Here is a 7,860-nt window from a genome sequence, read left to right on the forward strand (position 1 = left end):
CCTTGTCAGAGCTGGATGCGCGAGCCGACGATCACGGTGCGGTCCAGGGGTAGGCCGAAGTGTGCCGCTGCGTCGGCGGTGATGTGCGACGTCGCGATGAACAGCCGTTTGCGCCATGGCGCCATGGTCGGGGCGTCGCCGGGACACAGCTCGAGCTTGGACAGGAAGTAGGACGCGCCGTCGAGATCGATCGGGCCCTCGGTGTCCGCCGGATCGAGCAGGGCCAGGGCGCGCGGCACGTTCGGCCGTTCCATGTAACCGAACCGGGCGATCACGTGGACGATCCCGTCCTCGGTGTAGCCGAGGTCGTCGTGGGTCATCCGCTCGTCGTCGGGAACGCGCGGCACCGTCTCGGTCTCGACGGAGACGATCAGCACGTGCTCGGCGAGGACGTGGTTGTGGTCCACATTGGTCCGCATCGCCAGCGGCGCGGTGTGCTGGCTGCGGTTCAAGAACACGGCCGTGCCCGGTATGCGGATCAGCGGCGGATCGCGCCGCGCCAGTCCGTCGACAACACCGCGCAGCGGACCCTCGGCGCGTTCTCGTGCGGCGGTGACGATCCGGCGACCGCGCTGCCAGGTGGTCATCACCGTGAACGCCGCGACCGCGATGGTCAGCGGCAACCACGCGCCGTGCACCAGCTTGGTGAGGTTTGCGCCGAAGAACATCAGATCGACCACCAGCAGCACTCCCGCGCCGGGCAGCACCGCCCACAACGGCCAGCGCCACCGCGTGCGCGCGTAGTAGAAGAACAGCGTCGTGGTGATCGTGATGGTGCCCGTCACCGCCATTCCGAACGCGTAGGCCAGTGCCGCCGAACTGCGGAAGGCGAACACCAGGATCAGCACGCCCAGCAGCAGCGCACCGTTGATCCACGGGACGTAGATCTGCCCGATGGTGGACGCCGAGGTGTGCTCGATGCGCAGCCGCGGCAGGTAACCGAGGCGGGCGGCCTGCGAGGTCACCGAGAACGCGCCCGTGATGACGGCTTGCGAGGCGATCACCGTCGCGGCGGTGGCCAACAGCACCATGGGGATGCGCGCCCACTCGGGCGCCAGCAGGAAGAACGGGGCGGCCACCGTCGACTCGTCGCCCAGCACCAGCGCGCCCTGACCGAAATAGCTCAACGTGCACGCGGGCAGGACCAGCCCGAGCCATCCGAAAGTGATTGCCCGCCTGCCGAAGTGGCCCATATCGGCGTAGAGCGCCTCGGCGCCCGTCACCGCCAGCACGATCGCGGCCAGCGCGAAGAACCCGATGTGAAAATGTTCGGTGACGAATGTCAGCGCGTACGTCGGCGACAACGCCCTGAGAATCTCCGGATGCCCGACGATGCCGCGCACCCCGCACAACCCGATCGAGGCGAACCATACGATCATCACCGGGCCGAAGAACCGCCCGATGGTCGCGGTGCCGCGGCGCTGCACCGAGAACAGCGCGACGATGATCACCGCGGTGATCGGAACAACGAAGTCCGCCAGACCCGGGTCAATCACCTTGAGGCCTTCGACCGCGGAGAGCACGGAGATCGCGGGCGTGATCATGCTGTCGCCGAAGAACAACGCGGCGCCGAACAGACCCAGCGCTGCCAGCGTCGCCGTCACCCGTCGGCCGCGGCGGCCGGTCCACCGGCGCAACAGGGTGATCAGCGCCATGATCCCGCCCTCGCCGTGGTTGTCGGCCCGCATCACCAGCGTCACGTAGGTGAGCGTCACGATGATCATCACCGACCAGAAGATCAGCGAGACGACTCCGTAGACGTGGCTGCGCGCGACGGGCACCGGATGCGGATCGTGCGGGTTGAACACCGTCTGGATCGTGTAGATCGGGCTGGTGCCGATATCGCCGAACACCACGCCGAGCGCGGCGATCACCACGGCCGGGCGCAGCGAGGCGGTCCCCGGCGCTGTGTGCACCCGATGATCATCGCCGAGCGGGCGCGCGTTCGCGGCTCATCGCAACGGATGGAGGGTGCGTTTTTGGGAGGATGAGGACGTGGCCGACGACGCGCTCGACGAACTGTATGCCGCCAGGCTCGAGGACTTCACCGCGCTGCGCACCAGGCTCGCCGGCGAGGCCAAAAAGCGTGGCGACGCGGAGGCGGCCAAGCGGATTTCGGCCGCACGAAAGCCGACGACCGCTGCCTGGGTGGTCAACCGGCTCGCGCTCGGCGACGAGGACGTCAAGCAACGCCTCAAGGGCCTCGGTGAACGGCTGCGTGACGCGCACGCGGCGATGGACGGTGAGCGGATCCGGGAGCTGTCCACCGAACAACGCCGGCTGGTCAACGATCTCACCCGAACCGCGTTCGAGGAGGCGGGGTTGCACAACCCGACAGGAGCGTTGCGCGACGACGTCACCGGCACGCTGCAGGCCGCTGTCGCCGACCCCGATGTCGCGGATCGGCTCGGCCGGTTGACCAAGGCCGAGGAGTGGTCCGGATTCGGCGAATTCGGTGACACCGCAATAGTGTTCAGCCCGACCACCAAACGGAAACCCAAGCCCGAGCCGGAGCCCGAACCCGCCGAGACACGCGCCGAAGGACGTGACACCGAGGACGCGGAGGCACGCAGCCGACTACGGCAGGCGCGCGCCGACCTGGCCGCCGCCGAGCGTACGAAGGCCGAAGCCGACGACGTACTGTCCGAACTGCAGTCCGACCTGGCCGCCGCGCGGCTGCGACACCAGGACGCCCGACGCCGGTTACAGGAAGCCGAACGCGGCCTTGCCGCAGCCGAGGACGCCTACGACAAGGCCAAGCAGGCCGCCCGCGATGCCGCGGCAGCGGTGAAGGAGGCCAAGACGCGGGTGCGCCGGGCTAAGTGACTGCGCGACAGCTGATCTCCATGCTGTCGCTCTCCCGTGCCGGGAACGGGACGCTGACGTAGCCGTTCGCCGGGTCACGGACGTAGTCCAGATACGGCGCGAGTTCGTCCATCGACGTGTTGTCGGCGACCACCAGGGCGCCGGGTGACAGGCGCGGCTCGAGAAGTTCGAGCACCGGCAGGTACAGCTCCTTCCACCCGTCCAGTAGAATGAAATCTACTGTGCCGGAAAGCGTTTGCAAGGTATGAAGCGCATCTCCGGCCAACACGGTGATCACATCGTCGAGACCGATGTCGACGAACGTCTTCGTCGCGGCGGCGACCTTGGCCGCGCTCAGCTCAGTGGTGACGACACCCCCTCTGCCGTTGTCGCGCACCGCGGCGGCCAGATGGATCGCGGAAATGCCGAGGGACATGCCGAACTCGACGACGGTGGTGGGCTTACCCGCCCGCACGAGCGCATACAGCAGTCGGCCCGCTTCCGGGGTCACCGGCAGATAGAAGTCGCGCAGCGCGTCGGCGCGTTCCTGGGGGCTCGCCTCGTTCAGGCGGGCGAAGTCGGCGCGCCGCAGTGCCTCCATCTGATAGCGCGCCTCGGCATACATCCGGTCGAGGGCCTCGGCAACGCGGGGCTCGTGCAGTGTGATGCTCATAGCTGTCGAACGTATCGGGCCGACGGCGATCCGTGTCAGGATGGCCCCAGGGCCATGGGCGCTACCGGCACGTCGACGCGACGCGTGATCGCGGTGATCACGCTCATGGTGCTTGCCGCCTGGGCACTACGCGGCTACCTCCCCGGTGTGGAGCGGACCGCCGAAGAGGTGGTGCAGCGCCGGAGCAATCCGTTGGCGCTGGCCGCGGTCATCGTGTTGCTGTGCGCGGCGGTGGCGATCATCGGCTTCGCGATCATCGTGCGGATGCGGGACAAGCGGCCGCTCCCGGCGCAGGCCGGCAGCCTGCCTGCGAGCGCACGTCCCGGGGAGCGGCCGTCATGGCGGTTCACGGTGGTAGCGCTGGCAGTGTTGATCGGGCTGGTGCTCCTGGTCGCGTTGCTCTCGCGGCTGTCGCTTCCGGTGCCGATCGAAGACGTGCCGCCGGACGCCGCACCCGACGCTCCCGCTAGCGGCGCGGGGGTTGCCGACGACCCGGGCGAGCCCCGTCCCATCGAGGACGACCCCGCCGACGGCAACGTGGTGAACTACCTGATCCCGCCGATGCTTCTGTTGATGGCGCTGATCGTCGTGGGAACCGCGATCGCATCGCGGCGACAGGGGCACCGCCCGACTTCGGCCGCCGCCGTCGAGGTGGCAGACGAGCCGGCGACGGCGCCCGCGACCGCGACATCGCTCGCCAGGGCGGCCGAGGTCGGACTCGCCGAGATCGGCGATCTGAGCCGCGAACCCCGGGAGGCGATCATCGCCTGCTACGCCGCCATGGAACGCGAACTGACGCGGGTCCCCGGCGCTGTGCCCCAGGCGTGTGACACCCCGACCGAGGTGCTCGCGCGCGCGGTCGCCACCGGGGCGCTGCGTTCGGACAGCGCCACCGAACTCGTCGACTTGTTCGAGGAGGCGCGTTTCTCGCCGCACGTGATGAGCGAACAGCACCGTGACGCCGCGGTGCAGGTGCTCAGCCGGGTGCTGACCGAACTGCCGCAGCGCACATCGGGGGTGCCATCGTGAGAAGGCTTGCGGCAGCGGCATTTCTGTTGGTGGTGGGCGCGGAACTGATCGCGATCGCCAGTCGTGACCGTGAGAGCATCCTCATCGTCGCCGGGGCCGCGCTGGCACTGGCGTTGCTGGGCTTGCGGTGGCAGCTGGCCCGCGAAGCCGAAACCGGTGTTGAACAAACACCTTCCGACGATGCCGCCGAGTCGTTGCGCCGCTGGCGGTCCCGCACTGAGACCCTGATCAGCCGCGCGGAGGCCACCCGCACGGACTGGGACCGGCACCTACGGCCCATGCTCGCGCGGCAGTTCGAGTTGGCGACCGGCCAACGCCGCAACCGCAACCGCTCCGCCTACCACGCCACCGGTGAGATGCTGTTCGGCCCGGAACTATGGGGTTGGGTGAACCCCGAGAACGTCGCCAAACGCGGGACGAACGAACCGGGACCCGGCCGGGCGACGCTCGACGAGATCCTGCAACGGTTGGAGCGGGTATGACCACAGGACTGCCTGCGGCGGCCACCACGGCGAACTGCGATGCGGTGCTCGACGAGATCGGGCGGGTGGTGGTCGGCAAACGTGGTGCGCTGGCGTTGATCTTGACGACCGTGCTGGCGGGCGGACACGTGCTGATCGAGGACCTACCGGGGCTGGGTAAGACGCTCATTGCGAGATCCTTCGCCGCGGCGCTCGGACTGGAGTTCAAGCGCGTTCAATTCACCCCCGATCTGCTGCCCGCCGATCTTCTCGGGTCGACGGTCTACGACATGCAGTCCGGCCGTTTCGAATTCCGTCGCGGCCCGATCTTCACCAACTTGCTGCTCGCCGACGAGATCAACCGCACACCACCGAAAACGCAGGCGGCGCTTCTGGAAGCGATGGCCGAGAGCCAGGTGAGCATCGACGGCGCGACGCACCCGTTGCCCGCCCCGTTCATCGTGCTGGCGACCGACAACCCGATCGAGTACGAGGGCACCTATCCACTACCCGAGGCCCAGCTCGACCGCTTCACGATCCGGCTCGAACTGCGGTATCTCTCCGAACAGGAAGAGGCGTCGATGTTGCGTCGCCGCCTCGATCGCGGTTCGGCCGAGCCGACGGTCGCCCAGGTCGTCGACGCCCACGATCTCGTCGCGATGCGGGAGTCGGTGGAGCAGGTGACCGTGCACGACGACGTGCTGCGCTACGTGGTGTCGCTGGCCGCCGCGACCCGGAACCACCCGCAGATCGCGGTGGGCGCCAGCCCCCGTGCCGAACTCGATCTCGTCCAGCTGGCCCGCGCCCGCGCGTTGTTGCAGGGCCGGGACTATGTCGTGCCCGAGGATGTGAAATCTCTTGCGGTTCCCGCCGTTGCGCACAGGATCACTCTGCGGCCGGAGATGTGGGTGCGCCGAGTTCGGGGCAGCGATGTGGTCGACGAGCTGCTGCGGCGACTGCCGGTGCCGCGGACCGACCCGTGACCGAATCCCGCACCGAGGCCGAGTTACGCTGGCGTGCATCACCTTTGGCGCGGGCGGCGCTGACCTGTGCGGCGTTGGCCATGGCGGTTGCGGTGCTCGGGTCGCGCTGGGAGCTCATCGCGTTCGCCGCGCCGCTGATCGGGGTGCTGTGTTCGGTCGGGTGGCAGCGGCCTGTTCCCGTGGTGCGCGTTTACGCCGATCCCGGCATTCACCGCTGCTTCGAAGGGGAGCCGGCGCGCATATCGATGTGGGCCGACGCCGGGCCCGAGACGGTGCGGCTGCACAGCGGTTCGGTCGAAGGGATGACGCTGCAGGTCGATTCGCGGGAGACCGGCAGCAGTCAGACCCTGGTGGCGACCGCCCAACGCTGGGGTCGCTATCCGCTGCGGGCACACCTGACGGTCGCTGCGCGAGGCGGTCTGGTCGAGGGCGTCGGGGTGGTCGACGCCGCGGACGTCTTCGTGTTCCCGATGGCGCCGCCGCAGTCGACGGCCGTACCGCGCACAGAACTGCTCGATCGTCTCGGCACCCACCTGACCCGCCACATCGGGCCTGGTGTCGAGTATGCGGACGTTCGTCGGTATGTGCCGGGAGATCAACTGCGCACGGTGAATTGGGCGGTCAGTGCGCGACGAGGCAGCCTGCATGTCACCGAACGGTTGACGGACCGCGCCGTCGATGTCGTCGTGCTGATCGACAATTACGCCCAGCCGGCGGGACCGGCGACCGAGGCCACCGAGCGCACGGCGCGCGGCGCGGTGCAGGTGGTGCAGAGCGCGTTGCGCAGCGGTGACCGGGCGGGCATCGTCGCGCTCGGCGACCGGCATCCGCGATGGCTGAGCGCGGACATCGGCCGAAGGCAGTTCTATCGGGTGCTCGACGCGATGCTCGGTGTCAGCGGTGGTTACGACACCACTTCGGGAACGCTGGCGCCGCGTGCCGCGGTCCCGCCGGGCGCCGTCGTCGTCGCGTTCTCGACGATGCTCGACACCGAGTTCGCGCTGGCGTTGATCGACCTGTGCAAGCGCGGCCACACAGTCGTGGCGGTGGACGTCCTGCAGGGTGCACCCTTCGAGGAGGGATGCGACGCGTTGTTGGCACGGATGTGGTCGTTGCAGCGATCGTTCATGTATCGGGACATGGGCACCGTCGGCGTCGACATCGTGGCCTGGCCCGAGGACGACACGCTCGACCAGGCCATGCAGCTGGTGCCCCGGCACCGTCGGCCCGGGCGGCGGCGACGGTGAATCGCGCGCTGTCGACGGCGTTCGGCTTCGTCATGGTGGCGACCGCCGCGTTGTCTGCTGACGATATTGCGCTGGGGGTGTGTGGCGTTGCCTTGGTTATGGTGCTGCTGGGCAATGCGTTTCGGGTAGCTGCCACGCTGGCGGTGCTGTTGACCGCTGCGGCGATCGTGTTGGCATCGGCGAGTCCGGTGTTGGCGGCGCTGTGCGGTTTGTCGGGTGCGGCGTATCTGGTGTTGCGGCACACCAGCGATGTCACCGTGCCGACTGTCGTGGGGGCACTGGGGTTTACAGGTATCGCCTCAACGGCGGTGCTGCTGTCACCGGAGTGGCCGTGGGTACCGTTGGCGGCGCCGCTCGCGGTGTTGGCGGTTGTCGTGCTCGCGACGCAGCCGTTCTGGTTGGGCGGATCGCGGCGCTGAAGCAAGCTGCGGAGCTGGCGTGTGGGGCTGGCGTGCGGGGCTGTCGCCTATATCGAGACATCGGTGACACCACTTGTCAGACCGTGGTGGCATACTCGAACACATGTTCGATTCGGAGTTCGCGGGTGCTGACGATCGGTCGGTGGTGGATGCGATCGAGCAGTGTGCGCGCACCGAGGCGGTGTGGGCGGCGCGGCGGTTGGCCGCGGTGGCGGAGTTGACCGCGCGCTACACCGAACCCGA

General features: G+C 68.6%; 8 protein-coding genes. 6 read left to right on the top strand and 2 right to left on the bottom strand.

Annotated features, from left to right (window positions below):
- Nucleotides 1-5 precede the first annotated feature (5 nt).
- The gene (locus tag AU197_RS08050) at nt 6-1,916 is read right to left on the bottom strand and encodes a potassium transporter Kup (protein ID WP_064401998.1); all 1,911 of its coding nucleotides are present in this window, start codon (nt 1,914-1,916) and stop codon (nt 6-8) included.
- A gap of 79 nt (nt 1,917-1,995) precedes the next feature.
- Here AU197_RS08050 and AU197_RS08055 point away from each other — a divergent pair, with 79 nt between their 5' ends.
- Nucleotides 1,996-2,826 (top strand): hypothetical protein, encoded by an 831-nt coding sequence (locus AU197_RS08055; protein WP_064401999.1) that lies wholly within the window; start codon nt 1,996-1,998, stop codon nt 2,824-2,826.
- Here the strand turns inward: AU197_RS08055 and AU197_RS08060 are convergent.
- On the bottom strand, nt 2,819-3,478 hold the full coding sequence (locus AU197_RS08060; protein ID WP_064402000.1) for an O-methyltransferase: 660 nt from the start codon (nt 3,476-3,478) through the stop codon (nt 2,819-2,821). The genes AU197_RS08055 and AU197_RS08060 overlap by 8 nt on opposite strands.
- A 54-nt stretch (nt 3,479-3,532) precedes the next feature.
- On the opposite strand from AU197_RS08060, the gene AU197_RS08065 reads away from it, so the two are divergent.
- Genes AU197_RS08065 through AU197_RS08085 form a run of 5 tightly spaced genes read left to right on the top strand, consistent with a single transcriptional unit; the run spans nt 3,533 to nt 7,617 of the window.
- Entirely contained in the window at nt 3,533-4,507 is a 975-nt protein-coding gene (locus tag AU197_RS08065) for a DUF4129 domain-containing protein (protein ID WP_064402001.1), read from the top strand.
- Nucleotides 4,504-4,989, top strand: coding sequence for a hypothetical protein (locus AU197_RS08070; protein ID WP_064402002.1), 486 nt, complete (start codon nt 4,504-4,506; stop codon nt 4,987-4,989). Before AU197_RS08065 ends, AU197_RS08070 begins: the two co-directional genes overlap by 4 nt.
- Complete coding sequence (locus AU197_RS08075; protein WP_064402003.1) at nt 4,986-5,951, top strand: AAA family ATPase; 966 nt, start codon at nt 4,986-4,988, stop codon at nt 5,949-5,951. Before AU197_RS08070 ends, AU197_RS08075 begins: the two co-directional genes overlap by 4 nt.
- Nucleotides 5,948-7,198 carry a DUF58 domain-containing protein gene (locus AU197_RS08080; protein ID WP_064402004.1) on the top strand — a complete coding sequence of 417 codons (1,251 nt, stop codon included), beginning with the start codon at nt 5,948-5,950 and terminating at the stop codon, nt 7,196-7,198. The genes AU197_RS08075 and AU197_RS08080 overlap by 4 nt, the downstream gene beginning before the upstream one ends.
- A gap of 32 nt (nt 7,199-7,230) precedes the next feature.
- Nucleotides 7,231-7,617: a hypothetical protein gene (locus tag AU197_RS08085; protein ID WP_082696557.1), complete on the top strand. Its 387-nt coding sequence runs from the start codon at nt 7,231-7,233 to the stop codon at nt 7,615-7,617.
- Nucleotides 7,618-7,860 lie beyond the last annotated feature (243 nt).

This window comes from Mycobacterium sp. IS-1590 (assembly GCF_001500025.1).
Taxonomy (GTDB): Bacteria; Actinomycetota; Actinomycetes; order Mycobacteriales; family Mycobacteriaceae; genus Mycobacterium.

Coding starts and splice junctions, on each gene's coding strand:
- AU197_RS08060 (WP_064402000.1), bottom strand. CDS start 3,478: ATGAGCATCACACTGCACGAGCCCCGCGTTGCCGAGGCCCTCGACCGG.
- AU197_RS08065 (WP_064402001.1), top strand. CDS start 3,533: ATGGGCGCTACCGGCACGTCGACGCGACGCGTGATCGCGGTGATCACG.
- AU197_RS08075 (WP_064402003.1), top strand. CDS start 4,986: ATGACCACAGGACTGCCTGCGGCGGCCACCACGGCGAACTGCGATGCG.
- AU197_RS08085 (WP_082696557.1), top strand. CDS start 7,231: ATGGTGGCGACCGCCGCGTTGTCTGCTGACGATATTGCGCTGGGGGTG.